Below are 25,581 nucleotides of genomic sequence, written 5' to 3'. Positions count from 1 at the left end.
TCAGTGAGCGTTGTGGTCCCAGATCCAGTTCCATGCGCCGGGTAGCCTTACAGGCTGCCCCGCGTCCTTGACCGTGCGCGCCAGGGCAGCGCGCTGCAACTGCGCGCTGTCATCGTAGAACGGCTTGTCGGCAAGTCGCACGCCGGTCTGATGGGCACTGTCGACCAGTATCTGCAGGTACTCTCGCGCATGCCGCGCGGTGTAGCGGTTCAGGTCGTGAAAGGTCACCACCACCGGAATCACCCCGTCCACCGCAGGCAGCTCTCCGGCGGCGATGCGCTCGCGCACCTGCGAGAGCTGACTGACCATGTTGGAACGGCGGCGCAGGCTGAAGTTATAGCCCCAGATCTTGCCGTCATTGGCGCTCAGGTCAGTCAGTAATACATGCAGGTCGTGACGCTGGTAGGCGCTGAACGTGCGCTTGTCGTAGTTCCAGAACGGCGGGCGCAACAACGTGGTCGGCACGCCGGTAATCGAGGCGATGATGGCGCAGCCTTGGGTCAGGGACTGCTCCAGCTCCTCATCGGTCAACGAACGATGATTGGTGTGGTGCGGCGTGGCGGTATGAAAGCCGAGCAAATGCCCCTCTTCATGCTGACGATGCATGATCGCCCGCCCCTGATCACTATTCCCTGCGCCTGTGGCGCCGGTCTGCACGAAGAACACGGCCTTGATGTTCGGCTGCAACGGATTGTCGGCCAGGCTGTCGAGTACGGTGATACTGGGGTTGTAAAAAGTCGTCGCACTGGGGCCGTCATCAAAGCTCAGCAGGAACCGCACTGGTGGCTGTTGCTGCAACTGTTCGGCAGTTTTTGGCGTCAGAGGGACTGGCGCGCTGATGCAGGCCGACAGGCTCGCGGCGATGGCCAATGCGCAAAGAGCCTTGAGGGCTGACTTGATCAATGTACGGGATCCTGTGGCCGGACTGCTGAAGCCGCTTGGGAAGCGCACGCATGATCATCCACAGGCGCGGCAAACACAATCACTGCGGCGCGCAGTTTATCGGTGCCGAAACAACTCATGCGGTTGAAATCGGCATGGCTTACCGGCATATGCTGGCAGTCGATGGCCTGGCGATGCAGGCTGTGATCAATATCAGGATCGTGCAGGTAGACAAAATCGCTGTCGCAATCGGTGACCATCACCCAGTGCGGTGCCTTGGAGCGTGTCAGGCGATAGCTGCTGATCAGCACCAGCGGCTTGCCGCCCTCGGCCAGTACGCGAGGCAGGTTCAATGAGCGGTTGGGCAGCGTCTCTACACCGCAGGTTCGCAGCTCATGACAGAACTGCTCGTGAACCAGGCGAATCACCTGTTTCTTGTTGTCGCTGCGCACGCCGCCCAGAAACAGCGGGCCTGCCACCGACACCAGCAACTTCACGGCGAAGCCCCGTCGCCGGGCAGCCAGCGCCAGCCCTTGAGGGCTGCATCCACCGTGGCCGGAGGTCATGAACACCGTGGTCGCCTCGCGCCAGATCTGCAGTTCTTCGGCGCGATCCATCAAACGCGCAGGTTGCAGAGCCTTCATCGCCATCAACAGGCAGGCCGGGCCACAGGTGAATTCCAGAGCCTGCTGGTAGTAAGGCACTGAACGACTGTCCAGCCGGGCATGCTCGACGATGCGCTTCTCGTAACGCAGCGCCGGCGCATGGTCCTGGTAATAGTCGTCGACCTGAGCGAAGCGCCGGTAACCGTTGCGTTCGTACAGCCCGATAGCCGCGTGGTTATCAGGGCGCACCTCAAGGCGCAGGTAAGCGCAGTCGCGGCCCACGCCCTTCTGCTCGGCACGTTGCAACAACTGCTTGCCCAGCCCTTTGCTCCGCGCCGCATCGGCAATCGCCAGCGAATACAAACGCCCCAGCGAGGTGCCCCGATGAAACAGCACCAGCGCATAGCCGGTGAGCTTTCCGACCTGCTCGGCGACGATCAGGCTGGCATTGGCGCGGCGAATCATCCAGTGAAAGCTGCGCGCGGTCAGGCGGTCGCCGTCAAAGCACTGGTTCTCCAAGAGCAGCAATTCGTCGACATCGGTTTCAACTGCATCGCGAAATATAAAGTCCATCTGCACCGCCGTAAAAGTTGTGTAACGAAACGGGACATTTCAAAAAGCACATGCTTAATAGAAAGGACTTGTTTCCCATCGGATCGATTACACATGTCAGCGGCACAGGTGAAGATGAACGAAGTATCTGCGCAACTTGCGCTTTCAGCAACAACCCGACGAGCAGACCCCACAACACTCTTTGCAGCGCAGAGGCAACTGGTGATTATTGTCGAACGGCTCGAAGACTGGGCATCGTACTTCCCCAGCGAAGACTTGATCAGCGCCCAGGATTATCTGGAAAAGCCGCTGAAAGCCACGGCAGGCAAGCGTGTGCAAGTCATCAACCTGTGCCGCAGCTACAAATACCTGGGCCACGGTTATTACTGTTCCCTGCTGGCCGAAGCACGCCAGCACAATGTCATTCCCTCGGTAAAGACCATCAGCGAATTGACCCGCAAGTCACTCTACGGCCTGGCACTCGATGACCTGGACAAGTTGCTGGAAACCGCACTTCAGGATCACCCCTATGACGACACCGAAGGGTTTACCCTGACACTTTACTTCGGCCAGACCACACTTGAGCCGTTGAAGGATCTCGCCCGTCAATTGTTTGAAGTCTTCCCCTGCCCGATCCTGATGGTGGAGTTTCGCAAGCGCGACAATTGGCACATTGCCGGTATCAAGGCCGGTGCTTTGCCGCGCCTGCGCGATGATCAGCAGGATGAGTTCGCCATGGCGCTGGAAGGCTTCAGCCGCAACGTCTGGCGCCAGCCCAGCTCCCGGCGCATGGCCCGCTATGACCTGGCGATCCTGCATGACCCGCAGGAACACCTGCCACCGTCCAACACCGAGGCGCTGGCCAATTTCATCCGCGTCGGTCAGCGCCTGGGCATCGATGTCGAGCTGATTGAAAAGAAAGACTACGCCCGACTGGCCGAGTACGACGCGCTGCTGATTCGCGAAACCACCAGCGTTGACAACCACACCTACCGCTTTGCCAAGAAGGCCGAGAGCGAGGGGCTGGTGGTAATGGATGACTCCACCTCGATCCTGCGTTGCACCAACAAGGTTTACCTGACTGACCTGCTAAAAAGCCACGATCTGGGCATGCCGCGAACGGAAATCCCCTACAAGGATCGCCCTGAAGAACTGCAGCACGTGGCCACACGCCTGGGTTTCCCGCTGGTATTGAAGATTCCCGATGGCTGTTTTTCCAGAGGCGTGATCAAAGTCAGTACGCCCGAGGAAATGCATACGGCGACAGCCCAATTGTTCGAGCATTCGGTGTTGTTGCTGGCTCAGGAGTTTTTCTACACCGAGTACGACTGGCGCATCGGTATTCTCAATCGCAAACCGATATTCGCCTGCCAGTACTTCATGTCCAAGGGGCATTGGCAGATCTACAACCACAAGGCAATCGGTGCCGAGGTCATTGGCGAATGCCGCACGCTGGCGGTGCACGAAGCGCCGCGCGCCGTGGTCGAGCTGGCACTCAAGACTGCCAATCTGATTGGTGACGGGTTATATGGCGTGGACTTGAAACAGTCAGGCGATCAAGTGGTGGTGATTGAGGTCAACGACAACCCGAACATGGATGCCGGCATCTAAGACGCTTATCTGCAGGATGACCTGTACAGCCTGGTGCTGGAAGAGTTCGTCCGCCGTCTGGAGCTCAAACGCCTCGGCCAGGCATGGTGAGACGATGATCCAGGGCCTGAAACTCGATGACAGCCGGTTGCTTGTATGTGATCCGCAAAAAGCTCAGGTGCTTTGGTTCAGCAAACCTGATGCAGGTGAACGCCGGTTATTACTGGAGCGCTTCCACCTTGATGAGCATGCCGTTGCATCAGCACTGGACCCCGACGAAATTTCACGCATCGAGTTTCATCCTGATGCGTTGTTCCTGATCTGGAAACGTCCCGAGAATTACTCGGGCAAAGACAGCTTCTCGTTCGACGTTTCATCCTTTGGCGTGCTGCTGAGCCAAGACCAGTTGGTGCTGATCTGTGATGACGATCAACCCTTGAACGCGCTGGGGCTTCATCGGCCGTTGAACCAGCCGCTGGATATCCTTCTGGAACTGCTGTTCAACAATATCCATCACTATCTGGGCCATTTGAAAGTCATCAAGATGGTCGCCCAGGAATTGCAGCAGAAATTCAACTCTTCCCTGGAAAACCGCCATTTGCTGCAGATGTTCAACCTCAGCGAAAGTCTGGTGTATTACATCAATGCCATCCACAGCAACGGTGCGGTCCTGACGCGTCTGCGCAACCATGCGCAAGGCCGGCAATACGCAGCCGACAGCCTGGCGCTGATCGACGACATGATCATCGAGAACGACCAGTGCTACAAACAGGCGGAGATCTATTCCACGGTGTTCGCCGGGTTGATGGATGCACGCGGAAATCTGGTCAATAACAGCACCAACACCCTGCTGCGCAAACTGACGCTAATCAATGTGGTGTTTCTGCCCCTGAACCTGATTGCCGGGATCGGCGGCATGTCGGAATTCAGCATGATGACCGCCCCGCTGCACTGGTGGGTGGCCTACCCGGCACTGCTTCTGGCCATGCTCGGGCTGGGGGCGGTGATGGTCTGGGGGCTGCGCAAGATGGCTCGCGCAGCCTGAGCGGTTATTTTTCCCATTCAGCCTTGGCAATCTGCAAGCCATGCTGACCGTTATAAGCCGCACGTTCGGGAGACTGCCAACCCTCCAGCAACGCAGCGTCGAGATCGTAGATTTCGACGCCCAGCGGCCGGCAAACGCTTAACGGGTCCTGCGCGTCAGGCCCCCACATCGGCAGTAACAGGTCGCCACCCGGACAGGTCGACAAGGCGCACAGCAGGTCGATTTCAGCAAAGAACTCCAGGTAATCGCCCTTTTGCGCCGGACAGGCTTTCATGAAGTACATGTCGTCATGGTTCAGGCCGGTGCACTGGAAGATATTCAACACGTCATGCACATCGAATTCGGTCAGCCCGTGCGGCAACACTGCGCGGGTCAGGTTCGAATGGCAGTGATGATGAAAGTCTTCGCCGGTCAGCATCTTGTTGACGTAGGGATCACAGCGCGTGCCAAGCAAATCGTGCTAGCGGCCACCATGCTCGTCGATCCCGTAGCTGGCCAGGCTGTCATCGGTGATGGTGACCAGCGGCCGTAAAAACGGCAGGTTCGACCACAGCCGGTCATGGGTGCTGACATGCGCGCCCTGCAACTGACGCGTACGCGCCGCCCACAGGCGCTCCCGAGGGTCGTTGGCGTTCCAGACATTGAAATCGCCCACCTGCGGGCCAAACGGTGTGGTGACACGAAACACCTGACCGGCCTTGACCTTCCAGGCCCGCCCGGTGCGGATCGGCACTTCAAATTGCTCGGCGCGGGTACGCTGCTGCGCATTCGTGCGGATACGCTCGTAAAAGGCCGTATCCACTTGCAGCGCCGCGCCTTTGCTGACCTGGTAAGCGGCTGGGTAGTCTTTGTACATACAGGGCTTCTCGCTGGCAGGATGAAAGTGTTCAACCAACACTGCAAATTGCGGGCCTTTCTATTGAAAATCCCGACTGCGCACATCCAGTCCGGTCAACAGCGGCGTCAGGTCATACAGCCGCTGGGCAATCAGGTGCCGTACGCCGCTTTTCGATTCCAGTCGCCCGAACACCTGCAGCAATTGCGAGCCCACCAATACCTTGCGCTGACGCTCGGCCAGGTCGCGCCAGACCACCACGTTGACCATGCCGAATTCGTCTTCCAGCGTCACGAAGGTCACGCCACTGGCGGTGCCCGGTCGTTGACGGCCGATGCCCAGCCCCGCCACGCTGAGGGTTCGGTCGTTTTCCAGGTGTAACAAGTCTTGTGAGCTGCGAAAGCGCTTGGCAGCCAGTTGCCGACGCAGCAAGGCCAGTGGGTGCGGACCGAGGGTGGTGCCCAGAGTGGCGTAGTCGGCCATCAGGTCTTCGGCCACCGTAGGCAGCGGCAGCGTTACCTGTGTGTCTTCGCTGGGCAAGTCGTTGAACAACGGTCGCTGGGCTTCCACCCCTGCCACTTCCCAGCGCGCCCGGTGCCGATGACCAATCAGGCCACGCAAGGCCCCGGAATCCGCCAGTGCTTCAGCGGCGCGAGCGTCCAAACCGGCACGCAGGGTAAGGTCTGTGGCATCGCTGAACAGCCGTTTCGAGCGGGCCGTTTCGATGCGCCGGGCATCATCCTCGCGAAAACCACGCACCATGCGCAGCCCCAGGCGAATCGCCAGATTGTGCGTGCTGTCGGGATGATCGAGCGGCTCCAGCGAACAATCCCAGTCGCTGTAGCGAACATCCACCGGGCGGATTTCAATGTGGTGGCGACGTGCGTCCTGTAACAATTGATCCGGGCTGTAAAACCCCATCGGCCAGCTGTTGATCAGCGCACAGGTGAACGCTGCCGGTTCGTGGCATTTGAGCCAGCAACTGGCATAGGTCAGCAAGGCGAAACTGGCGGCGTGGGACTCGGGGAAACCATAACTGCCAAAACCCTTGATCTGTTCGAAGATCCGGTCGGCAAAATCTACGTCGTAATCGTTGTTCAGCATGCCCGTACGCAGCCGTTCGCGATGCGGCTCCAGCCCGCCGTGGCGTTTCCACGCAGCCATCGCGCGGCGCAACTCGTCCGCCTCGCCCGGCGTGTAACCGGCAGCGATGATCGCCACTTCCATGACCTGCTCCTGGAACAGCGGCACGCCCAGGGTGCGCTCAAAGACGCTTTTTAGTTTAGGCGGATAAGTGACCGCCTCTTCGCCATTGCGCCGCCGCAGATACGGATGAACCATGTCGCCCTGGATCGGCCCCGGCCGGACAATGGCGACTTCGATGACCAGGTCGTAGAATTTTTCCGGTCTGAGGCGCGGCAGCATGGCCATCTGCGCACGCGACTCGATCTGGAACACGCCGATGGTGTCGGCGCGGCTGATCATTTCGTAAGTTTTCCGGTCGTCGCCCGGCAGGTCTGCGAGGGTCCAGCGCTTGCCCCGGTGCAGATGCACCAGATCGAACATGCGGCGCAAAGCGCTGAGCATGCCCAGTGCAAGTATGTCGACTTTCAACAGGCCGACCAGGTCCAGATCATCCTTGTCCCACTGAATGATCGTGCGGTCGGCCATCGCGGCGTTCTCGACAGGCACCAGCGTCTCCAGCGGATGCTCGGAAATCACGAAGCCGCCCGGATGTTGCGACAAATGCCGGGGAAAGCCGATCAGCTCGCCGGTGAGTGCCAGCACGCGCTTGAGGATTGGCATGTCGGCATCGAAGCCGTATTCGCGCAGGCGTTCGGGCGACGGCAGCGAATCGCTCCAGCGGCTAAAGGCATCGGCCAGGGCGTTGATCTGGTCAGGCGGCAAACCCAGCACCTTGGCCACATCACGCACTGCGCCCGAGCCGTGATACGTGCTGGCCACCGCCGTCAGCGCCGCCCTGCCCCGACCATAACGCCTGAATATGTACTGAATGACTTCTTCGCGGCGGTCGTGCTCGAAATCCACGTCGATGTCCGGTGGCTCGTTGCGCTCTTTGGAGATGAAGCGCTCGAACAGCAGGTTGCTCTTTTCCGGGTTCAGCTCGGTGATCCCCAGCGCATAACACACTGCCGAGTTGGCCGCCGAGCCACGTCCCTGGCAAAGGATATGCTGGCTGCGGGCAAACTCGACGATGTCATGCACGGTCAGAAAGTAGCTGTCGAACTTCTTTTCCGTGATCAGGGCCAGTTCCTTCTCGACCTGCGCGCGGGTGGCTGGCGTCAGCCCGTTCGGCCAGCGTTTGCGGGCACCGCGCTCGGTCAGTTCACGCAGCCACGACGTGGGTGTCTGGCCTTTGGGGACCAGCTCGTGCGGGTATTCATATTTCAATTGTTTGAGATCAAACGTGCAGCGCCGGGCAATACGCACCGATTCGGCCAGCAGCCAGTCCGGGTAATGCTCGGCAAGCGCATCCAGTGGCCGTAAATGGCGCTCGCCGTTGGCAAACAACAGGTGCCCTGCTTCGGCCACGGTCGTGTGATGGCGAATGGCAGTCATGGTGTCCTGCAGGGCACGCCGACCGCGCGCGTGCATGTGCACATCACCGCTGGCAACTGCCGGGATACCCAACGATTGCGCCAGCGCCAGCAAGTCGGCCAGACGCTGCTCGTCATCCGCGCCGCGATGCAACTCCACGCCGAGCCAGAGGCGCTCGGCAAAGCGCTCACGCAACCAGCGTCCATGCGCCAGACAGGCTTGCGCGTCGCCTTCGATGTCCGGCAGCCAGATGGCCAGCAAACCGTCCGACGAAGGCTCGAAATCTTCACGCAACAACCGGTACTCACCTTTTCTGGCTCTGCGGCGTGCCACCGTGATCAATTTGCACAACGCCTCATAACCTGTCTGGCTTTCCACCAGCAGCACGGCTTTCGGCCCGTTCTCGATGTGCATTTCGCTGCCGATGATCAACGGCAGGCCGGTGCTGATGGACGCCTGCCACGCACGTACGATACCGGCCAGCGTGCACTCGTCAGTGATGGCCAGCGCCTGATAGCCGTGGCGCGAGGCACGTTCGAACAGCTCACGGGCGCTTGAGGCGCCACGCTGAAAACTGAAGTTGGACAGGCAATGCAGCTCGGCGTATTCGCTGGTCATGCGAACCAGCCATGCAGCAGCAGTTCACCCTGCTCGCCCACGCTGCGATAGGCCCAGGCGCGCTGGCCGCTGGAGGTTTCGACCAGATAGTAGTCGCGGCGTACATCGCCGCCGTCCCACCAGCCTGATTCGATTCGCTCGGGCCCCGCCACGATGCGCGTGGCATGAAGTGGCAGCGGCTGGGGTTCTCGCAGCAACCAGCCCGGGCGCATACAAGCTTTGGCCGGCAAGACCGGTTTACTTGTGCTGTGTGGTTGCCAGGCACATTCAGGACGGTGATCGGCCTGGGCGCGCAAGCCATTCACAGACTCGTCGCCCAGTCGCGCACGCAGGCGTTCGCGCAGTTGCTCCCAGGGCAGGGTCTGTTGCACGCGCTCATCGAACAACTGGCGGTGCGCCGGAACAAAATCCGGCAAATCCTGCGCCAGCAAGCGCACGGCACGTACCGGCGACGCCACCAGCACTTGCTCCAGCCTGCCGCGGGCCAGTTCGAACAGCATCGACGCATCGCGCTCGGCGCTCAGCAGTCCGACTGGCACCACAGTCTCCGGACCTTCAACGTGCTCCAGATGCAGTGAAAATCGCTGCACACCGCTGTCGCGTCCGGCCAGGAACAAAGCCAGATCGGCGATCAGCCGCTTGAGCGGAAACAACAGGGCCTGATGCGACTCGACGTCGAAATTCAGCTCGATGCATACATCGAAGAAGTCCGGCGGTGTGTAGCACTCCAGTGCCACCGGTCGTTCGCCAAGCAATGTATCGAGATGCTGCAGCACGCTGGCCGGGAACCGCCGCGCCAGTGTATCGCGCGGCAGGGCCAGCACCTGCCGCACAGAGCGCAGCCCCATGCGTGTCAGGGCTGTGGCGGTTTCACGGCTCAGACCGATACGTTCCAGCGGCATATGCTCCAGGCTGCGGCGCAACGCCTGCGGGCAATCAATGCTCAGCCCGTCATGCATGTTGGCCAGCATCCGTGCGGCTATCGGGTTGGGCGCGACCACGATGCGATGCCGGAAGCCCTGCGCGGTCAACTCTTCACGCAAGCGTGCCTCGAACACCGGCCAGGGGCCGAACAGCTTGAGGCTGGACTCGATTTCCATCAGCAGCACTCGAGGGTACTTGAGGCTGACATTGGAGCTGAAACCGTATGCCCAGGCCGCGAGCAGTTGCTGCAAGCGCTCGATGTCGGCTGGGTCATGCTCGACCATGGAGAAGTTCGACACCAGCGCCTGAGCGGCCGTCAGTGACTGCCCGGCTTTCAAACCCAGCGCACGCGCCGCCGGATTGACGGCTTGCAACACGCGACGTTGAGCACTGCCGCTGATCAGCGCCAGAGGCTCATCGGGATCGTTACGACGACGCATGACGCCGTCGAGCGCCAGTTGCGGCAGCAAGACACAGGCCCAGAGCATAAGAACCTCAAGCGTCGGTCGAAAATGGAATGGGGAAAGGCGGCGCAAGCCCGCCACGGCACTTGAGCACCCGCGATTGTGCAGGACGGGTATCGATAGCGATGCGCAGGGCCGCCGGTGACGGGTTGGCGGCGGCCTGCTGCGGGCGGCAGGCAAACGCCAGGGTCTGCCCGGTTTCGGCAGCGACCTGCAAACGTCGCAGCGCACGGTCATCGACCATGCCGGGCCAGCACACGACCGCGCCACAGCTGCCGGAGCGCAGGCATTGTTCGGCAGCCCATAGGGCATCGCGGGGACCGGCCTCGATGACGACCAGTTGGCGCAGATCGACCCCGGCGGCCAGCCAGGCTTGCGGGTACGGAATGTAGGGCGGTGCAACCAGCACAATGCGCTCACCGATCGCGGACAACCTTGCCAGACTTGGCCACAGCAGACGCAATTCCCCACTACCATTGGCCGGGATGAGAATTTCAGTCAGGGCGGCAGCAGGCCAGCCGCCAGTGGGCAAGGCGCTGTCCAGCAATGCATGGCCACTGGGGTGCGGGCTGACCTGCGGCGCGCTCTGCTGACGGCCTTTCCAGACCCTGCGCTCATCCAGCAAGGCGTCAAGGCTGACCACCGCGCCCATCATTCGCGCCGGACCAGCCCGCAGAACACGCCTTCGATGGCGAAGTCCTGATCAGGCGTGACAATGATCGGTTCGTAGGCCGGGTTGCGCGGCAACAGGCGCACCTGATCGGCACTGCGTTGCAGGCGCTTGATGGTGACTTCGCCGTCCAGGCGGGCAACGACGATCTGCCCGTCACTGGCCTGCGGGTTACGGTGCACGCCGACCAGATCGCCATCGAGAATACCGTCTTCGATCATCGAGTCGCCCTGCACGCGCAGCAGGTAGTCCGGCACACGGGTAAACGTGCTGCGATCCAGATGCAATGTGGTGTGAATATCGAGATCCGGCCCGATAGGTACGCCCGCTGCTACGCGCCCCAACACCGGAATTTCGAGCAATTCGGGCCGCGGCTCACTGTTGAGCAGGCGAATACCCCGGGCCTGGTGCGCTACGACCTCGATCAGACCGGCTTCTGTGAGGGCCACAATGTGCTTGCGCGCCACGCTGCGTGAAGCAAAACCGAAAGCCTCGGAAATTTCCGCCAGGCTCGGCGATTGCCCTTGCTGCGCGATGCGATCGCGGATGAAGGTAAGGATTGCGCTGCGACGGGGAGATAATGTGCTCATGGAGTACATTTGTACTCCACTGGTGATTTTGTGACTAGTACGGTTTGTCGGATTGACGCCGCACACTCTCGCGCTTCGTAGACGTCAATTATTCGGATTTTCACAACAGTGAAATAAGAAACTCCCGGTTTATTGCGCCAGCCAAAGCGTAGAGACTTGACGGCTCTTTCAACGATCAGGAGAGTTCATTGTGATCACGCGCCAACTGGGTCACCACGGTCCGCAGGTTTCTGCCATCGGACTGGGCTGCATGGGAATGTCGGACTTCTACACCACCGGCATCGACGAAAAGGAATCCATCGCTACCTTGCACCGCGCGCTGGAACTGGGTGTCACTTTTTTTGATAGCGCTGACATGTATGGCCCGCACACCAACGAGACGTTGCTCGGCCGGGCTCTCGAAGGCAAGCGTGAAGGTGTTTACCTGGCCAGCAAGTTCGGCATCGTGCGTGGCGATGACCCGCATGCGCGTGGCGTGAATGGCAGCCCTGCGTACATTCACCAATCCATCGATGCCAGCCTGAAACGGCTGAATACCGATTATCTTGATCTCTACTATCAGCACCGTGTCGACCCCAATGTGCCCATCGAGGACACCATCGGTGCCATGGCCGAGCTGGTCAAGGCTGGCAAGGTTCGCCATATAGGTATCTGCGAAGCCAGCGCAGCGACCATCGAAAGAGCCCACAACGTGCATCCGCTGGCGGCCGTGCAAAGTGAATATTCGTTATGGTCACGCGATCCGGAGCACGACAATGTGCTCGCCACTTGCCGTCGCCTGGGTATTGCTTTCGTGGCTTACAGCCCGCTGGGCCGTGGTTTTCTGACTGGCGCATTGCGCACCCCGGACGATTTCGCTGCCGATGACTACCGTCGTTTCAGCCCGCGCTTTCAGGGCGAAAACTTCAATCGCAATCTGGCGCTGGTAGAAAAGGTCAAGGCACTGGCTGCGGCCAAAGGCGTCAGCGCGTCGCAACTGGCGCTGGCCTGGGTACTTGCTCAAGGCGACGACATCATTCCGATCCCGGGCACCAAACAGCGCAAGTACCTGGAAAGCAACGTGGCAGCGGCTTCATCGACACTGAGTACCGATGAGCTGGCTCAACTGGATGCGATCTTCCCGGCGCAAGGGGCCGTGTCGGGCGAGCGTTACAGCCCGGAGTCGATGAAGTCGCTCAACGGCTGAAAACGTTTGCGGTTCGAGATCAGGTCGCCTCAGGGCAGGTCTCGGTGCCATTGTTGAGGCCCTGTTTTTGATTCTTGTAATCGAGCGTGGCCTTGCCATCGACCCATTTCAGGGTGACGACAATCACTGAGTCGAAATCATCGTTCGTCCAGTCATCAAGCAGGTTAGTGCTCTTGCCGGACGCTTCTTCAGCAACCTTGTTGATCAGCTCCGGCAGGTAGCCATGCGACCAGGCGGTGTAGATAACTGCGTTGTGGTACTTGTCCCGCATCAGCTCATCGGCCAGGTCTGCGGTGTCGTTGGCACCAAAGTCGAGGTTGACGGGCAGACCCAGTTTGATTGCGCTGGGCCCTACCGTCATCAGCGGACGCACGTAGTTGTAGGACAGGTCGCCCTCACCCTCTTCCACGTGTCGGCTGGGGTTGGCGGCGAAGATAAAGTCAGCTTTGCCGAATTCCCTGGGCAAGACCTCCGACAGTTCGATGGCCCGGTTGAGCCCTTGGCAGTTCAGTTGCCCCAGCCCCATGGCCGGTTTTTCGGCATGACGAAGAAATACCAGTGTCTGCGTGCCGTTCTTGGGCTCGGCATGAACCCCCTTGCCCATGGTGAACAGGGCCAGGGCAGAAGCCACCAGCAAGGAGGGGAAGAAGCACCATGCGATGCGGCGCTGGAGTCGGGTGATCGAAGGCATTTTCGGCATATTCATTATTTTCTGAGTCCGGTGCGCATTTGAAAGGGATCAGCCATCTGGCTGGTGCGAATACGCAGGCTTATGCAGCTCGCCCCAAGAATTTCTGCGGATCAGTCAAACAAGGGCGCAGTGGGCGCACACTCATGGATCACGCGCGAATCTTAGTGCTCACATGTTTCGAAATTAAGAATGTGGACGATTAGGAGTGTCAAAAAACGATTCTGTTGCAAACCTGGAGAAAAAAATCACCCGAAAAGCAGAAAACTGTCAGAAAATCGTCGAAAAACAGGCCGTGAGCCTTACTGTTTACCAGGCAACAACAGTTCAACACCTTGCTGCCAGATCAACATCACTCACACTGGAAAATTGCCCTGATACCTTGCTGCTCAAGCACCCGGACCCTTGGCACAGAGCATGCAATATTCCATTTGTGAATTTCATGCTCTCTGGACTGCTGTTTTTGAAATATGCAAACCAGTCTTGCAGCCCTTGCCTCCCCGATCTGGACGCTCACTATGCCACAACCCCCTATTTCTTTTTGGTTGCAAACGCCGCGAGCCCTGATTCGCTGGATGGTAACGACCTGCACATTGGCGATTAGCCTGCAGGGAGTAGCACAGGCCGCTGAAACCGCGCCTGCCGAAGTCCGCCTGGATTACGCCTATTATTCGCCGGTCAGCCTGGCGCTCAAGCATTTTGGCTGGCTGGAGAAAGCCCTGCCGGAGGCGAAAGTCACCTGGGTGTTGAGCCAGGGCAGCAACCGCTCGCTGGAATACCTGAACAGTGGCAGCGTCGACTTTGCTTCGTCGGCCAGCCTGTCTGCGGTGCTGGCCCGGGCCAACGGCAGCCCGATCAAATCGGTGTATGTCTACAGCCGGGCAGAATGGACGGCTCTGGTGGTGCGCAAGGATTCTCCCCTGCAATCGGTTGCCGAACTCAAAGGCAAGAAAATCGCCGCCACCAAAGGCACCGACCCTTATCTGTTCACCTTGCGCGCGCTGCAGAAGGCCGGGCTGAAAAAGGATGATGTCGAGTTGCTGCACCTGCAGCATCCCGATGGACGCACCGCCCTCGAAAAAGGCGACGTAGATGCCTGGGCAGGGCTTGACCCGCACATGGCGGCCAGTGAAATACAGTCCGGCTCGCGCCTGCTTTACCGCAACAAGGACTTCAACAGCTATGGCGTACTGAGCGTCACGGAAACCTACGCCAAGGAGCATCCACAGGCGATCAGAACAGTATTGAGCGCTTATGAGCGGGCTCGGGAATGGGCAGTAAAAAATCCTGATGAGCTGGCCAGGCTGCTGGCGACCGAGTCAGGTTTGCCGCTGGAAGTCGCCAGGCTGCAATTGACCCGCACAGACCTGAGCAACCCGCAACTGAGCGCGAAAGACATGGAAGCGTCCAAGGCCGCGGCGCCGATTCTGGTGTCCGAGGACCTGGTGCGCAAAGGCGTAAACGTCGAACAAGTGATCGATCAGTTGATCACGCCAGAGTTTTCCAAAGCCGTGATCGCAACGCCATGACCAGCCCAGACAAGTCCCTGCCTGCCTGTGCGCAGGCGGCCTTGCCTGACAGGGCGCAGCGCACGTTTTGGCAGCGCTACAAAACGCCGCTCAAAGGCCTGGTAGTCCCCGCTGCAATCATTGTTTTGCTGGAAATTATCGTGCGCATCGGCTGGCTGCCCTCATACCAGATGCCAGCCCCCAGCGAGATCGTGCTGACATTAAGTGATCTGGCCGATGGTGCGTTGTGGAAACACATAAGTGCCAGTCTGTTGCGTGTGCTCAGCGGCTTTGTGATCGGCGCAAGCCTGGCCTTGGTATTTGCTGCGTGGGTGGGGCTCAGTCGTGAGGCGGAGGCGTATCTGGAGCCGACGTTCGCCGGGCTTCGTTCCATCCCCAGCCTGGCCTGGGTGCCGCTTCTACTGCTGTGGCTGGGCATTGGCGAAACATCCAAGATTGTGCTGATCTCCATCGGTGCGTTTTTTCCGGTCTACCTCAACGGCGTGGCCGCGATTCGGGGCATTGACCGAAAGCTGGTGGAAGTCGGCCAGATGTATGGCTTCAGCCGATATCGCCTGACCCGGCGTATTCTTCTGCCCGCCGCCCTGCCCGGCCTGTTCACCGGTTTGCGCAGCGGCATGAGCCTGTCATGGATGTTTCTGGTAGCCGCCGAGCTGATCGCGGCCACCAAAGGCCTGGGCTACCTGCTCAGTGACGGACGCGAAACCTCGCGCCCGGACATCGTGCTGGCGGCCATCATCGTTCTGGCGACACTGGGCAAGTTGAGCGACGGCCTGTTGGCAGGCCTGGAAAAACGCTTTCTGGCCTGGCGGGACACATTCACCGGTCAAAGCCGCGAGGGTCGATAAATGCCGGAATCGTTGATGAACATACGCGTAGACCGCAAGGCATTCGCTGGCAATACCGTACTGCAGGGTATCGATCTGTCATTACAGTCAGGTGAGATCGTCAGCCTGCTGGGGCCAAGCGGTTGCGGTAAAAGCACGCTGCTCAGAATTGTCGCCGGGCTGGAGCAGGACTTTCGTGGCTCGGTGGACAACATTGAGGGAGAAGTCGCGTTTGTGTTTCAGGAACCGCGCCTGATGCCCTGGCTGACCGTCGAACAGAATATCGGCTTCAGTGACGATGCCGGCTACGACCGCAGATGGGTCGGTCAATTGATCGAAGAAGTGGGCCTGTCCGGTTTCGCCGATGCCTTGCCAAAAGCATTGTCCGGAGGCATGGCGCAACGCGTGGCCATTGCTCGCGGCCTGTACTCGCACCCTACGGTACTGCTGCTGGATGAGCCTTTCAGCGCAGTGGACGCGTTTACCCGAATGAAGCTTCAGGACCTGCTGCTGCAATTGGCCGAGCGTCACGCTATCACCCTGTTGCTGGTGACTCACGATGTCGACGAGGCGTTGTACCTGAGCGACCGGGTATTAGTGATGGGCAGCCGCCCCGGCACGATCACCCAGCAACTGCCGGTCGGGCTGCAAGCACCAAGGGATCGCCGCGATCCGTTACTGGCTCGACTGAAAGCTCAGGCACTGACCGAGCTGCATCAGGCGCATATCATTTGACGTCGGTCGCCTCGCAGCCTTACTTGTCGGCCTTGAACTCTTTCCAGAGTCCCTGGCGCAACACCTCGATATTAACCGGGACCTGAGACATCACGAACAAGCGGCTCAGCATGTCGGCGTCTGGATAGACAGTGGTATCCGTCCACAGGCCGGGATTGTTCAGGGCGTCGGCCTTTTCGTTACCGTTGGCGTAATGCACCGTATTGGTAATGTTGGCGATCACTTCCGGGCGCAGCAGGTAGTTCATGAACGCGTAGGCACCTTTGAGATCAGGGGCATCAGCCGGGATGGCGATCATGTCAAACCACATTGGCGCGCCCTCCTTTGGAACCACATAGCTGATTGTGATGTTATTGCCCGCTTTTTGGGCCTGCTCCTGCGCCAGGGAAAAATCCCCTGAGTAGCCTACTGCCACACAGATCTTGCCCGTAGCGAGGTCGCCAATATAGTCGGCTGAACTGAAATTGCGCACATACGGCCGTACCTCATCCAGCAGCGCCTTGGCCTTTTTGTAGTCGTCCGGCACCTCGCTGTGCGGTGGCAGGCCGAGGTAGTTCAGAGCGATAGGGATCAGCGCCGGTGCGCTGTCCAGAAAAGCGACACCACACTGGGCGAGCTTTTTCATGTTTTCCGGCTTGAGCACCAGATCCCATGAGTCAAGCGGTGTGTCCTTGCCAAGAATGGCCTTGACCTTCGCCATGTCATAGCCGATTCCGGTGCTGCCCCACAGGTAGGGAAACCCATGCTGGTTGCCCGGATCACTGCCCTCCAGTGCCTTGAGCAGAACCGGGTTGAGGTTTTTCCAGTTGGGGAGCTGCCGTTTGTCGAGGGTCTTGAGCAAGCCGTTTTCAATCTGTCGACCCATGAAATGAATGGACGGAAAGACCAGGTCGTACCCGGAATGGCCAGCAATCAGCTTTGTGTTCAGCGTCTCGTTGGTTTCGAAAGTCTCGTAAGAGGTCTTGAAACCGGTGGCCGCTTCAAAATTTTTTAGAGTGTCCGGGGCGATATAATCCGTCCAGTTGTAGATATTGACCGTCTCCGCCGCATGGCTGGTCGAGGCCAGCAACATCAGTGCAGCAAGGGATTTTCTCAGCATTTTCAGCTCCTCGGGTCAATAACGATAGCTTGCCCCAGACCGGGCATGAAAACCACCTTCGTCAAGCAAATTCAGTTCACTACGGGGCCTTCTCCGGGGTGAATGACAAATGCATGGAACGTGCCCATTGATACCTTGCGATGATGACAGCCATATAATTGATTTTTTTGTGCTGCGTCATAAAAAATTTTTCCAGAACGGTGCTGGCAAATGCTATTTTCAGTACTCGTCAGACCGCTCAGCGATCCTGCTGGAAAGCAACCCGACCGACCGATAGTCCGCTGCGCTGATTATCTTCTCGTCATCATGCTTTACCGGACGAATTCTGGCTGTCTGCCTACCCATTGGAGCAAGGGAAATGCTCGATTGATTAAGGTGGGCCATTGTCATGAACAAAGTCACATTCCCCAATGCGTGCCAGCTGATGCGCTGGCACTTCCATCCGGTAGGCTTTGAAGCCTCGATGGATGCTCCCGGTAGCATGATTGCACGACTTTTCGACCGCGCCAGCGGTGAGACAGTCGTCGCCATCGCCGACCTGCCGTGTTCCACGGTGATGAATGCCGCAGATGTAGAGCGCATCATCGAAGCCATCGAGGATGAGCTGGAATTGTTCGGCACTCATACGCAGCAACAGGTCGCCGGTTTTTCCTGAGATGACAGCCTCAGCCTGTTCGGACTTTACCGCGCAAGTCTTCGAAGAAAGGCTTGTCCTGGGCAATTCTGTCTGAAGCTTTAGGCATCTGGGCACTTTCCCCGCCGCCGGTGCCTTGATCGATATACCAATAGCAATGCCGCGCCGCACGAGTAATGGCGACATAAGCCAGGCGCAAGACTTCATCCTTCTGCGCTGTATCAAAGGGCTGAAGATCGCTCGCATCACCCAGCCCTGCCAAACGGTAAACCTGATTCTTGTAAGGCGAGACAGTCAGATGCTGGCAGTCGCCCAACAAAAACACGGCATCCGCCTGCAAGCCTTTGGAACTGTGGTACGTCAACGTCCTGATGCGACGACCTTGCGCGCCCATCGCCGCGTCAGCATCGATCAATGCCTGCAAACGCTCCGAGAACCGGCTTTTCTCGCTGCCTTTGCGGTACAGCAGCAGAATCGAGTCACCGTCGTTGTAGTGCTCGGCTACACGCTCGGCCAGTTCGTCTTCGTCACGATCCAGCACCGTGACCGGCAGCAACTCTTGCGGCATGCCGCTGGCACGAGCCTTCTTGCCCGCAATCGCCGGAGCTGCCCGGACAATATGCTCTGCGGCATCGATAATGTGCTGATGGCTGCGGAAGTTGTCACTGAGCATGACTCTGGTGGTCGCCGGTGACGAAAACTCCCTGGCGAACTCCATGAAATACTTGGGTGAGCTGCCGCGCCAGCCGTAGATCGATTGCCAGTCATCGCCGACACACAGCAGTGATGAATGCTGAGCGATCCGGCCTGTATGCAGAGCAGGACCACGACGCCGGATTTCGCGCAGGCTGGCGCGTATCCATGAGACGATCTGCGGCGACACATCCTGGAACTCGTCGATCATCAAATGCGACAGCGGTCTGAGCATCTGGTCACTGACGTGTTTGAGGTTTTCCGGCGATGTTTCACCGAACAACGCAAACATCCGATTATAGGTCATGATCGGAGGCGACTGAGCCAGCAGGTGCGTTTCGAAAGCTTTCCAGAACAGACTCAGCGCTTCGAAGAAGAAACGATCCGGGTCGTCGCTGGCAAAGCTCATCTCGGACACGGCATTGGGTACATCCAGCCCGAGGTTCTCGATGAAGCTGGCGGCGGTGACAAAACAGTCCAATAGCGGCGCAGCACCGAGTTCACCCTTGACCCGATAGTCGAATCCGGGCCCGGCAACCGCGTCGCCCGCCAATGACTGCAATAGCTTGCTGGCAGACTGATAGTTATCCAGCCAGATCAAAGGCTTACTGCAGAAATCTTGAAACAGAGTGCGCTTTATGACCCCCTCGGCCCACACTGGCAATTTGGCACCCGGCCGCTTGAGTTGCTGGTCTTCACTGGCGTCCAGGCCCAGCACAACCCAGGCATCAAGCTCAGCGATATAGCCGTGAAAACAAAAGGAAAATCCATTTATTTCAACAGCTTGGCGCATAGGCTCAATGCCCTTTATAGGCCATGCTCCTGCGCGAATCCACAAGTCCTCGACGGTGTCACACCACTCTTCATCCCGTTTCGAGGATAGCTCGGTCACCGCGACACGCTTCTGCACGTCAGGATGGTCGCGATCCAGTTCCTTGAGCTGCAAGGCATGGCGATACAGCGGCGCCATGACTTCGCGGAAACGCTCGTTGCCGGCGTACAGATCGCGGTAGCAGAGATTGAGTTGCTGACGCTGCGCATCGTTGATCCGCAGGTCGAAAGGATTGCTGTCCGCCTCTTCCAGGCCGGATGACTGGCTGCTCAGGTTCTCGAACGCCCTGAGCTGCTCAAAACCCGGCAGGCTGCGCACCAGCGGCAGAATACGCGAGTGAAAGGTGCGAACCAGGTCACGAGCCTGTTTCTGCCCCGTCACATGCCCCCACAAGGCCATCACCTCGATCAGCTTGCCGATGAAGTCCTTGCGCGACTCACGGGTGAAGGTCACGACTGTCATCGCATTCAGTTCAAAGCCCAGGTAGTGATGCAACAGCAGAATGCGCAGCACCAGCGATGTGGATTTGCCTGCGCCCGCCCCGGCAATGACGTAGGTAGATGGCGTATCGCTGAAAATCATCTTCCACTGCGCCGTGCTGGGCTGAGCATGCGCAGGGAGCTTTTCGGCGACATCGGCCTTGATACGCTTTTTCAGTTCAGGCGTGAGCGCCAGCCGCCAGTCGTCGAACAGATGGTCGTCAACTCTGGGGCCGCGATGTCGGACAGGCCGGGTATCGTTGATGACCAGCACCTGACGCGCTGCTTCCTCACCATCCAGGTAGCCGTCGGCATAACCCTCGCGCACGCCCTCTATGTGCCCGTTCAGATAGCCGTCGGCATGGCCCTGGAACCACGACGGCGTGTGCTGCGAGCCTAACGCTGTAAGGCCGCGGCCGATCAGGCGCGATAACAGACGCCTGAAAAACGGCAGTTGCCGAGGCGGCATGAGATCGACATCCAGGTCATGAGGAAGCGCAGAAGGAAGGTCGTCAGGCACGCAGACTCCGGTGGATGGCTTGCAGGCAAAAAGGTCGCCTATGGTGGCCGGATTTGCGCGCAGGTTCCAGCGAAATGCTTGTCTGTCAGCGCGTTAGCCGATCAACTGCATGTTCCGTCGCAGGTGCCATCAGACTGGCATGACCGATTTTGGTACCAGCGCACCCGGGTGTTGAATCACCACACTGGCCAGACGATGACCTGCTTCGGCAGCCTGTCGCGGGTGTTCCCCCATGAGCCGGGCGGCCAGATAGGCAGCGCTGAACGAGTCCCCTGCTGCCGTGGTATCGACGACTCGCTCGACCTTTTGCGACGCAATGTCGAAACGCTCGCCGCCGGCTTCCACAAGACAACTTTGCGCGCCGCGCTTGACGACGATCTCATCGATGCCGCGACCTCGATAGGCCGCCAGTAATTGCTCACTGTCGGCATAACCATAGAGCGCCTGCTCATCGTCTTCGGTGAGCAACGCCAGATCCACATGCTGCAGGCATGCCTGATAGGCCTCGCGAGCCTGCTCCACGCTGGCCCACAGCCGAGGCCGATAGTTATTGTCGAAGGCAACCCTGACCCCACGTTGACGAGCACGGTCCAGTGCTTCCAGCAATCGGGCGCGGCCTTGCTCGCCAAGTACCGCCAGGGTGATACCACTGAAATACAGCACGTCATAGCTGGCCAGCGCCGCGAGGATCGGCTCGGCCGCAGGCGTCATGAAACAGTCCCGCACGGCGGCTTCGTTGCGCCAGTAGAGGAAACGACGCTCGCCATTGGCATCGGTCTGAATGCAGTAGAGCCCGGGCAAACGCCCCGGCAGGCGTTGCACCTTGCCCAGACCAATGCCCTCATCGGCCCAGATCCGGCACATTGCATCGCTGAAGCTGTCGTCACCCAGCGCAGTGACGTAATCCACCTTGGCCCGCTCACCCAACAATCGGGCAAGGTAAACCGCCGTATTGAGCGTGTCACCGCCGAAGCTCTGACGCAGGCTGCCGTCGGCATGCTGCTGTAACTCGATCATGCATTCGCCGATCAGGGCGACCCGTGGAAGGCTCATGAGACGATTACTCCTGCCAATACCGGAATTAGAAATACGTGCTGAAAGGCTCGATCACTCGCATGTCATTATCCACCAGACAACCTGAACGCCACTTGTCGAAGGTCAGACACGGGTGTGAGGTACCGAAGGAAATGATGTCGCCAACCTTCAACTCGCATCCGGGCGCGACGGTCATGAAAGCGTGCTGATCCATCACGGCGGTCACCTTGCAGGCACTGACGTCGTCGCCTGATGCAGGCTGCACACCCGCCTTGTAACGCAGCAGCGGGTTGGGCAAGCCGGCATCGTAGGCAACGTCGCGCTTGCCCATGGCGATCACCGCAAAACCCGGCTCCGGCATGGACTGCACATGCGCCCAGACCTCCAGCGCAGGGCGCAGCGCTTCGCTCAGCTCGGCACGTCGGTCCAGCACGCAGCACTGCGCGTCCTTGTAGATGCCGTGGTCATGCACCACATAACTGCCGGGGCGCAGCACGCTGAGGAACCGTTCGCGAACGGCCCGGGCATCGAATGCTTCAGCGATCAGGTCGTACCACGCCGAGCCGGATGCAGTGACAATCGGGCGATCCAAAGCGAATGCGCCCTTGTCCTGCAGGTCGACAGCCAGGCGCACCAGCGACGCCGCAAAAGCCTTGATGCCATCGATGGCATGGTCGCCGTGGATGACGCCTTCGTAACCCTCGATACCCGTCAACGCCAGCGCCGGTTGCGCCTGAACAGCATCCGCCAGGGCCAAGACCTGCTCTTCGGTACGGCAGCCGCAGCGTCCACCGGGTACGCCATATTCGATCATCACGTTCAGGCGCAGGCCGCGTGCCGCGAAAAACTGGCCCAGTGCAGCGACATTGTACGGGTGATCGACCATGCAATGAAACTCGAACATCGGGTCAGCCAACAGATCGGCAATCACCGCCATGTTCGGCGCGCCGACCAGTTGATTGGCCATTAACACCCGCCGTACACCATGCGCATAAGCGGCCTGGGTCTGGACCGCCGTGGCGAGGGTCATGCCCCATGCGCCCGCGTCCAACTGTCGCCGAAACAGCGCTGGCACCATGCTGGTCTTGCCATGCGGTGCAAGCTCTGCACCGCTGTCAGTGACAAAACGTTGCATCCAGCGAATATTGTGGTCCAGCGCCTGACGATGGATGACCAGTGCAGGCAGGCTGACATCAGTGACCAGGCTGTCGCCCGGCTGTGCAGCGCCCTTGTCCATGACGGCGGTGTCCATGACAGCGATGCTCATCAGTAATCTCCTGCAGTTATTCGTTGATTCGACGAGCCAGGCCGTTGGCGCTGTCGATCAGCACCCGCCGATAGTCGTCGTAATGGGTCTTGGCATCGGCACGCGGCGCGACAATGCACAGGGTTGCGATGCACTGACCGTGCTCGTTTTTCACCGGCGCGGCGAAACAGTGCGTGAAGGTGTCGGCCACGCTATCGAAGGAGAAGAAACCCTCTTCGCCTGCCTTACGGATCTCCCGCAAAAAGGTTTCCAGCGGCAGACGCTCGCCACCCGGTAGGATGAAATCGTCGGGATCAATCAGGTCGATGATCTGCTGATCGCTGAGGTGGCTGAGCAGCAGACGCCCGGAAGCGGTCCACGGGATGGGTGCGTTTTCACCGATGTCCGAGGAAATCCTGAAATGCCGCTCACCCTCTTTCATCAGCGCAACGGTGTATTTCCGGCCATTGAGCAGGCACATCTGCGCGGTTTCCCGCGTCTGGCTGACGATCTCGCCCAGGCAGACTTCCGCCTCGCGAGTGAAATCGAAGTGGCGCAAATGCGCCTGACCGAGAAAGTACAACTGACGGCCAAGGTAGACATGCCCGTCCTTGCCGACCGTCTCCAGAATACGCCGCTCCAGCAGCGACGCCACCAGCTCGTAAACCGTCGATTTGGGGCTGCCGATTCCGCCGGCAATTTCGTTGGGACGCATGGGTCTGGCCTTTTCCTTGAGGAAATCCAGAATATCGAACGCCCGGTCCAGTCCACGTGCCCGGCGCTTGATTGTGTCTTCAGTCATGGCTCATTCCTTAAGTAGAGCTGTAAGCCAGATAACCCGAGGCTTCTGGCTTGAAGCTGCTACTTGCGCCTATAAGCAATACAGTCGATTTCGACCTTGCAGTCGACCATCATGCTGGCCTGCACGCAAGCGCGCGCCGGTGCATGCTCGGGGCTGAAGTATTCACCGAACACCTTGTTGAAACTCCAGAAGTCCCGTGGGTCTTCCAGCCACACACCGACACGTACTACGTCTTCGAGCGCATAACCGGCTTCGTCGAGGATCGCGATCAGGTTACGCATGGTCTGGTGGGTCTGCTCGACGATACCGCCGACGATAATCTCGCCATCCTGCGCAGGCACCTGGCCAGAAACGTGCAACCAGCCGTCGGCCTCGACTGCTCGGGCGAATGGACGTGGCTGGCCGCCCCCTGCGGTGCTGCCTGCGCCATAACGGGTAATAGTCATGAGTTTTTCCTTGTCTTGAAGCATTGGACGTCGTGAAACGTTAAAAACGGATGTTCTTGAGAAACTCGCTCAAGCGCGTCGATTTCGGTTGTTCGAACAGTGTCTTGGGTGGCCCCTGCTCCTCGATGCGCCCCTGATTCATGAATACAATCTGGTCTGAAACCTCATAGGCGAAACGCATTTCGTGAGTCACCAGCAGCATGGTCATGCCGTCTTCGGCCAGGTCCTTGATAACGCTCAGCACTTCGCCGACCAACTCCGGGTCGAGCGCAGAAGTGACTTCATCGAACAACATCAGGCTGGGATTCATGGCAATGGCACGGGCAATTGCGACCCGCTGCTGCTGACCACCGGACAACTGGCCGGGGAAGTGATTGCGGCGCTCCAGCAGCCCGACCCGGTCCAGCCACTTTTCCGCCAGGGCAATGGCCTGATCCTTGGGCATCTTCTTGACCTTGAGCAGGCCCAGGGTCACGTTCTGCAGAGCGCTGAGGTGCGGAAACAGGTTGAATTGCTGAAATGCCATGCCAGTCATTGCCCGGTGCTGTGCAATAACCCGCTCCGGATGACGGGTGCGCTTGCCGTCTACGTCGCTGTAACCGATATCCTGCCCCTCGAGCCGGATATGACCGCCCTGAAACTCTTCCAGCAGATTGACGCAGCGCAGCAAGGTGGTCTTGCCCGACCCACTGGAACCGATCAGGGTAACAACGTTGCCTTTCTGCATACGCAGATCGACCCCCTTGAGCACTTCCACTGCGCCATAGGACTTGTGCAGGCCTTCGATGCTGAGCAGCGCCGGGCCGGGGGTTGCGGTATGAGTCTGTGTCATGGCAATGCCACCCGTTTTTCGATTTGCCGCCCAAGAAGCTCGATGGCGTAATTAATGAGAAAGAACAGAAAACCTGCAAACAGGTAGAACTCCAGGGTCATGAACGTGCGCGCAATCACCTGCTGAGTGCTCAACAACAGTTCAGCCACACCGATGACTGAAAGCAGTGTCGAAGCCTTGACGATCTCGGTCGAGGAATTGACCCACGTCGGCAGGATCTGGCGCATGGCCTGCGGCAACAACACATAGCGCAGCGACTGATTGAAACGCAGCCCGATCGCCTTGCCAGCCTCCAGCTGGCCAGCGGGAATGGCCTGCAGGGCACCGCGCACGATTTCCGATACGTGAGAGCCGCAGAACAACGTCAGGCCTATTGCGCCAGCTTGAAACGCGCTGATTTGCCAGCCCAGCGCTGGCACCATATAAAAGACTGCCAGTACCAGCACGAACACCGGCGTACCGCGTATCAGATCCACATAGAGTCGGATCGGCAACCGTGCGAAGAATCCGCCGTTGGTCAGCACCAGACCGGCCAGCATGCCGATCAGCGTGCCCGCAGCAATCGCCAGCGCCGAGCACTGGATACTGGTCAAAAAGCCGAACCAGAGCACTTCTCGCGCGGTCCACAATTCCTGCAACCAGCCAGGGGGTTGATACATGACAG

Annotated in this window: 22 protein-coding genes and 2 pseudogenes; 8 read left to right on the top strand and 16 right to left on the bottom strand. The window is 59.2% G+C overall.

The window, feature by feature from the left end; genetic code table 11:
* Complete coding sequence (locus AO277_RS12570; RefSeq protein ID WP_005732053.1) at positions 1-903, bottom strand: polysaccharide deacetylase family protein; 903 nt, start codon at positions 901-903, stop codon at positions 1-3.
* Positions 900-2,060: a GNAT family N-acetyltransferase/peptidase C39 family protein gene (locus AO277_RS12565; RefSeq protein WP_044318101.1), complete on the bottom strand. Its 1,161-nt coding sequence runs from the start codon at positions 2,058-2,060 to the stop codon at positions 900-902. Before AO277_RS12565 ends, AO277_RS12570 begins: the two co-directional genes overlap by 4 nt.
* Positions 2,061-2,153: 93 nt before the next feature.
* On the opposite strand from AO277_RS12565, the pseudogene AO277_RS12560 reads away from it, so the two are divergent.
* Together AO277_RS12560 and AO277_RS12555 are read left to right on the top strand one after the other, a co-directional pair.
* Positions 2,154-3,740: pseudogene (locus tag AO277_RS12560) on the top strand (RimK family ATP-grasp domain-containing protein).
* A 4-nt stretch (positions 3,741-3,744) separates the two neighbouring features.
* Entirely contained in the window at positions 3,745-4,674 is a 930-nt protein-coding gene (locus tag AO277_RS12555; RefSeq protein ID WP_044318100.1) for a magnesium transporter CorA family protein, read from the top strand.
* Between the two features lie 4 nt (positions 4,675-4,678).
* Here AO277_RS12555 and AO277_RS12550 read toward each other — a convergent pair.
* The 5 genes and pseudogenes from AO277_RS12550 to lexA form a co-directional block, all read right to left on the bottom strand.
* Positions 4,679-5,530, bottom strand: a pseudogene (locus AO277_RS12550) (urea carboxylase-associated family protein).
* 60 nt (positions 5,531-5,590) lie between these two features.
* The gene (locus tag AO277_RS12545; RefSeq protein ID WP_099258996.1) at positions 5,591-8,686 is read right to left on the bottom strand and encodes an error-prone DNA polymerase; all 3,096 of its coding nucleotides are present in this window, start codon (positions 8,684-8,686) and stop codon (positions 5,591-5,593) included.
* Entirely contained in the window at positions 8,683-10,098 is a 1,416-nt protein-coding gene (locus AO277_RS12540) for a Y-family DNA polymerase (protein WP_044318098.1), read from the bottom strand. The genes AO277_RS12545 and AO277_RS12540 overlap by 4 nt, the downstream gene beginning before the upstream one ends.
* 7 nt (positions 10,099-10,105) lie before the next feature.
* Positions 10,106-10,726, bottom strand: coding sequence for a translesion DNA synthesis-associated protein ImuA (imuA, locus tag AO277_RS12535; RefSeq protein ID WP_044318097.1), 621 nt, complete (start codon positions 10,724-10,726; stop codon positions 10,106-10,108).
* Positions 10,726-11,343 (bottom strand): transcriptional repressor LexA, encoded by a 618-nt coding sequence (gene lexA / locus AO277_RS12530; protein ID WP_044318096.1) that lies wholly within the window; start codon positions 11,341-11,343, stop codon positions 10,726-10,728. The genes imuA and lexA overlap by 1 nt, the downstream gene beginning before the upstream one ends.
* Before the next feature lie 181 nt (positions 11,344-11,524).
* On the opposite strand from lexA, the gene AO277_RS12525 reads away from it, so the two are divergent.
* Complete coding sequence (locus AO277_RS12525) at positions 11,525-12,520, top strand: aldo/keto reductase (RefSeq protein ID WP_044318095.1); 996 nt, start codon at positions 11,525-11,527, stop codon at positions 12,518-12,520.
* Between the two features lie 19 nt (positions 12,521-12,539).
* On the opposite strand, the gene AO277_RS12520 is transcribed toward AO277_RS12525, so the two are convergent.
* The gene (locus tag AO277_RS12520) at positions 12,540-13,226 is read right to left on the bottom strand and encodes a hypothetical protein (protein ID WP_002553713.1); all 687 of its coding nucleotides are present in this window, start codon (positions 13,224-13,226) and stop codon (positions 12,540-12,542) included.
* 190 nt (positions 13,227-13,416) lie between these two features.
* Here AO277_RS12520 and AO277_RS28510 point away from each other — a divergent pair, with 190 nt between their 5' ends.
* From AO277_RS28510 to AO277_RS12505, 4 genes are read left to right on the top strand one after another with little or no spacing between them, the layout of a single operon-like run.
* The gene (locus AO277_RS28510; RefSeq protein WP_161795780.1) at positions 13,417-13,812 is read left to right on the top strand and encodes a hypothetical protein; all 396 of its coding nucleotides are present in this window, start codon (positions 13,417-13,419) and stop codon (positions 13,810-13,812) included.
* Positions 13,727-14,737 (top strand): aliphatic sulfonate ABC transporter substrate-binding protein, encoded by a 1,011-nt coding sequence (locus AO277_RS12515; RefSeq protein ID WP_044318094.1) that lies wholly within the window; start codon positions 13,727-13,729, stop codon positions 14,735-14,737. The genes AO277_RS28510 and AO277_RS12515 overlap by 86 nt, the downstream gene beginning before the upstream one ends.
* On the top strand, positions 14,734-15,585 hold the full coding sequence (locus AO277_RS12510; RefSeq protein WP_044318093.1) for an ABC transporter permease: 852 nt from the start codon (positions 14,734-14,736) through the stop codon (positions 15,583-15,585). Before AO277_RS12515 ends, AO277_RS12510 begins: the two co-directional genes overlap by 4 nt.
* Positions 15,586-16,299 carry an ABC transporter ATP-binding protein gene (locus AO277_RS12505; RefSeq protein WP_044318092.1) on the top strand — a complete coding sequence of 238 codons (714 nt, stop codon included), beginning with the start codon at positions 15,586-15,588 and terminating at the stop codon, positions 16,297-16,299.
* A gap of 19 nt (positions 16,300-16,318) precedes the next feature.
* Here the strand turns inward: AO277_RS12505 and AO277_RS12500 are convergent, their stop codons facing one another.
* Positions 16,319-17,398: a polyamine ABC transporter substrate-binding protein gene (locus AO277_RS12500; protein ID WP_044318091.1), complete on the bottom strand. Its 1,080-nt coding sequence runs from the start codon at positions 17,396-17,398 to the stop codon at positions 16,319-16,321.
* 388 nt (positions 17,399-17,786) lie between these two features.
* Between AO277_RS12500 and AO277_RS12495 the strand changes: the two genes are divergently transcribed.
* Positions 17,787-18,053, top strand: a complete 267-nt coding sequence (locus AO277_RS12495; RefSeq protein ID WP_044318090.1) for a DUF1652 domain-containing protein — start codon at positions 17,787-17,789, stop codon at positions 18,051-18,053.
* A gap of 10 nt (positions 18,054-18,063) precedes the next feature.
* Here the strand turns inward: AO277_RS12495 and AO277_RS12490 are convergent, their stop codons facing one another.
* From AO277_RS12490 to AO277_RS12460, 7 genes are all read right to left on the bottom strand, one after another.
* Positions 18,064-20,556 (bottom strand): UvrD-helicase domain-containing protein, encoded by a 2,493-nt coding sequence (locus tag AO277_RS12490; RefSeq protein WP_044318089.1) that lies wholly within the window; start codon positions 20,554-20,556, stop codon positions 18,064-18,066.
* A gap of 129 nt (positions 20,557-20,685) precedes the next feature.
* Positions 20,686-21,609, bottom strand: a complete 924-nt coding sequence (kdgK, locus tag AO277_RS12485) for a 2-dehydro-3-deoxygluconokinase (RefSeq protein WP_005732854.1) — start codon at positions 21,607-21,609, stop codon at positions 20,686-20,688.
* A gap of 28 nt (positions 21,610-21,637) precedes the next feature.
* Positions 21,638-22,843 carry an amino acid deaminase gene (locus AO277_RS12480; protein WP_080899191.1) on the bottom strand — a complete coding sequence of 402 codons (1,206 nt, stop codon included), beginning with the start codon at positions 22,841-22,843 and terminating at the stop codon, positions 21,638-21,640.
* Positions 22,844-22,874: 31 nt separating this feature from the next.
* On the bottom strand, positions 22,875-23,639 hold the full coding sequence (locus AO277_RS12475) for an IclR family transcriptional regulator (RefSeq protein WP_005732851.1): 765 nt from the start codon (positions 23,637-23,639) through the stop codon (positions 22,875-22,877).
* 59 nt (positions 23,640-23,698) lie between these two features.
* Positions 23,699-24,085, bottom strand: coding sequence for a RidA family protein (locus AO277_RS12470; protein ID WP_002553703.1), 387 nt, complete (start codon positions 24,083-24,085; stop codon positions 23,699-23,701).
* 40 nt (positions 24,086-24,125) lie between these two features.
* Complete coding sequence (locus AO277_RS12465; RefSeq protein WP_002553702.1) at positions 24,126-24,917, bottom strand: amino acid ABC transporter ATP-binding protein; 792 nt, start codon at positions 24,915-24,917, stop codon at positions 24,126-24,128.
* Positions 24,914-25,576 carry an amino acid ABC transporter permease gene (locus AO277_RS12460; RefSeq protein WP_044318087.1) on the bottom strand — a complete coding sequence of 221 codons (663 nt, stop codon included), beginning with the start codon at positions 25,574-25,576 and terminating at the stop codon, positions 24,914-24,916. Before AO277_RS12460 ends, AO277_RS12465 begins: the two co-directional genes overlap by 4 nt.
* Positions 25,577-25,581 lie beyond the last annotated feature (5 nt).

Source organism: Pseudomonas amygdali (genome assembly GCF_002699855.1).
Taxonomy (GTDB): Bacteria; Pseudomonadota; Gammaproteobacteria; order Pseudomonadales; family Pseudomonadaceae; genus Aquipseudomonas; species Aquipseudomonas amygdali.
Note: the sequence above shows the minus strand (reverse complement) of the source record. Positions and strands in the feature narration are given on the sequence as shown.

What these genes read in the sequence shown, in the direction of transcription:
- AO277_RS12545 (WP_099258996.1), bottom strand. Translation starts at nt 8,686, where the DNA reads ATGACCAGCGAATACGCCGAGCTGCATTGCCTGTCCAACTTCAGTTTT.
- AO277_RS12465 (WP_002553702.1), bottom strand. Translation starts at nt 24,917, where the DNA reads ATGACACAGACTCATACCGCAACCCCCGGCCCGGCGCTGCTCAGCATC.
- AO277_RS12460 (WP_044318087.1), bottom strand. Translation starts at nt 25,576, where the DNA reads ATGTATCAACCCCCTGGCTGGTTGCAGGAATTGTGGACCGCGCGAGAA.
- AO277_RS12510 (WP_044318093.1), top strand. Translation starts at nt 14,734, where the DNA reads ATGACCAGCCCAGACAAGTCCCTGCCTGCCTGTGCGCAGGCGGCCTTG.
- AO277_RS12540 (WP_044318098.1), bottom strand. Translation starts at nt 10,098, where the DNA reads ATGCTCTGGGCCTGTGTCTTGCTGCCGCAACTGGCGCTCGACGGCGTC.
- AO277_RS12470 (WP_002553703.1), bottom strand. Translation starts at nt 24,085, where the DNA reads ATGACTATTACCCGTTATGGCGCAGGCAGCACCGCAGGGGGCGGCCAG.
- lexA (WP_044318096.1), bottom strand. Translation starts at nt 11,343, where the DNA reads ATGTACTCCATGAGCACATTATCTCCCCGTCGCAGCGCAATCCTTACC.
- AO277_RS12480 (WP_080899191.1), bottom strand. Translation starts at nt 22,843, where the DNA reads ATGGACACCGCCGTCATGGACAAGGGCGCTGCACAGCCGGGCGACAGC.
- AO277_RS12505 (WP_044318092.1), top strand. Translation starts at nt 15,586, where the DNA reads ATGCCGGAATCGTTGATGAACATACGCGTAGACCGCAAGGCATTCGCT.
- AO277_RS12555 (WP_044318100.1), top strand. Translation starts at nt 3,745, where the DNA reads ATGATCCAGGGCCTGAAACTCGATGACAGCCGGTTGCTTGTATGTGAT.
- AO277_RS12565 (WP_044318101.1), bottom strand. Translation starts at nt 2,060, where the DNA reads ATGGACTTTATATTTCGCGATGCAGTTGAAACCGATGTCGACGAATTG.
- AO277_RS12495 (WP_044318090.1), top strand. Translation starts at nt 17,787, where the DNA reads ATGAACAAAGTCACATTCCCCAATGCGTGCCAGCTGATGCGCTGGCAC.
- AO277_RS12475 (WP_005732851.1), bottom strand. Translation starts at nt 23,639, where the DNA reads ATGACTGAAGACACAATCAAGCGCCGGGCACGTGGACTGGACCGGGCG.
- AO277_RS12520 (WP_002553713.1), bottom strand. Translation starts at nt 13,226, where the DNA reads ATGAATATGCCGAAAATGCCTTCGATCACCCGACTCCAGCGCCGCATC.
- AO277_RS12500 (WP_044318091.1), bottom strand. Translation starts at nt 17,398, where the DNA reads ATGCTGAGAAAATCCCTTGCTGCACTGATGTTGCTGGCCTCGACCAGC.
- imuA (WP_044318097.1), bottom strand. Translation starts at nt 10,726, where the DNA reads ATGGGCGCGGTGGTCAGCCTTGACGCCTTGCTGGATGAGCGCAGGGTC.
- AO277_RS12515 (WP_044318094.1), top strand. Translation starts at nt 13,727, where the DNA reads ATGCCACAACCCCCTATTTCTTTTTGGTTGCAAACGCCGCGAGCCCTG.
- kdgK (WP_005732854.1), bottom strand. Translation starts at nt 21,609, where the DNA reads ATGAGCCTTCCACGGGTCGCCCTGATCGGCGAATGCATGATCGAGTTA.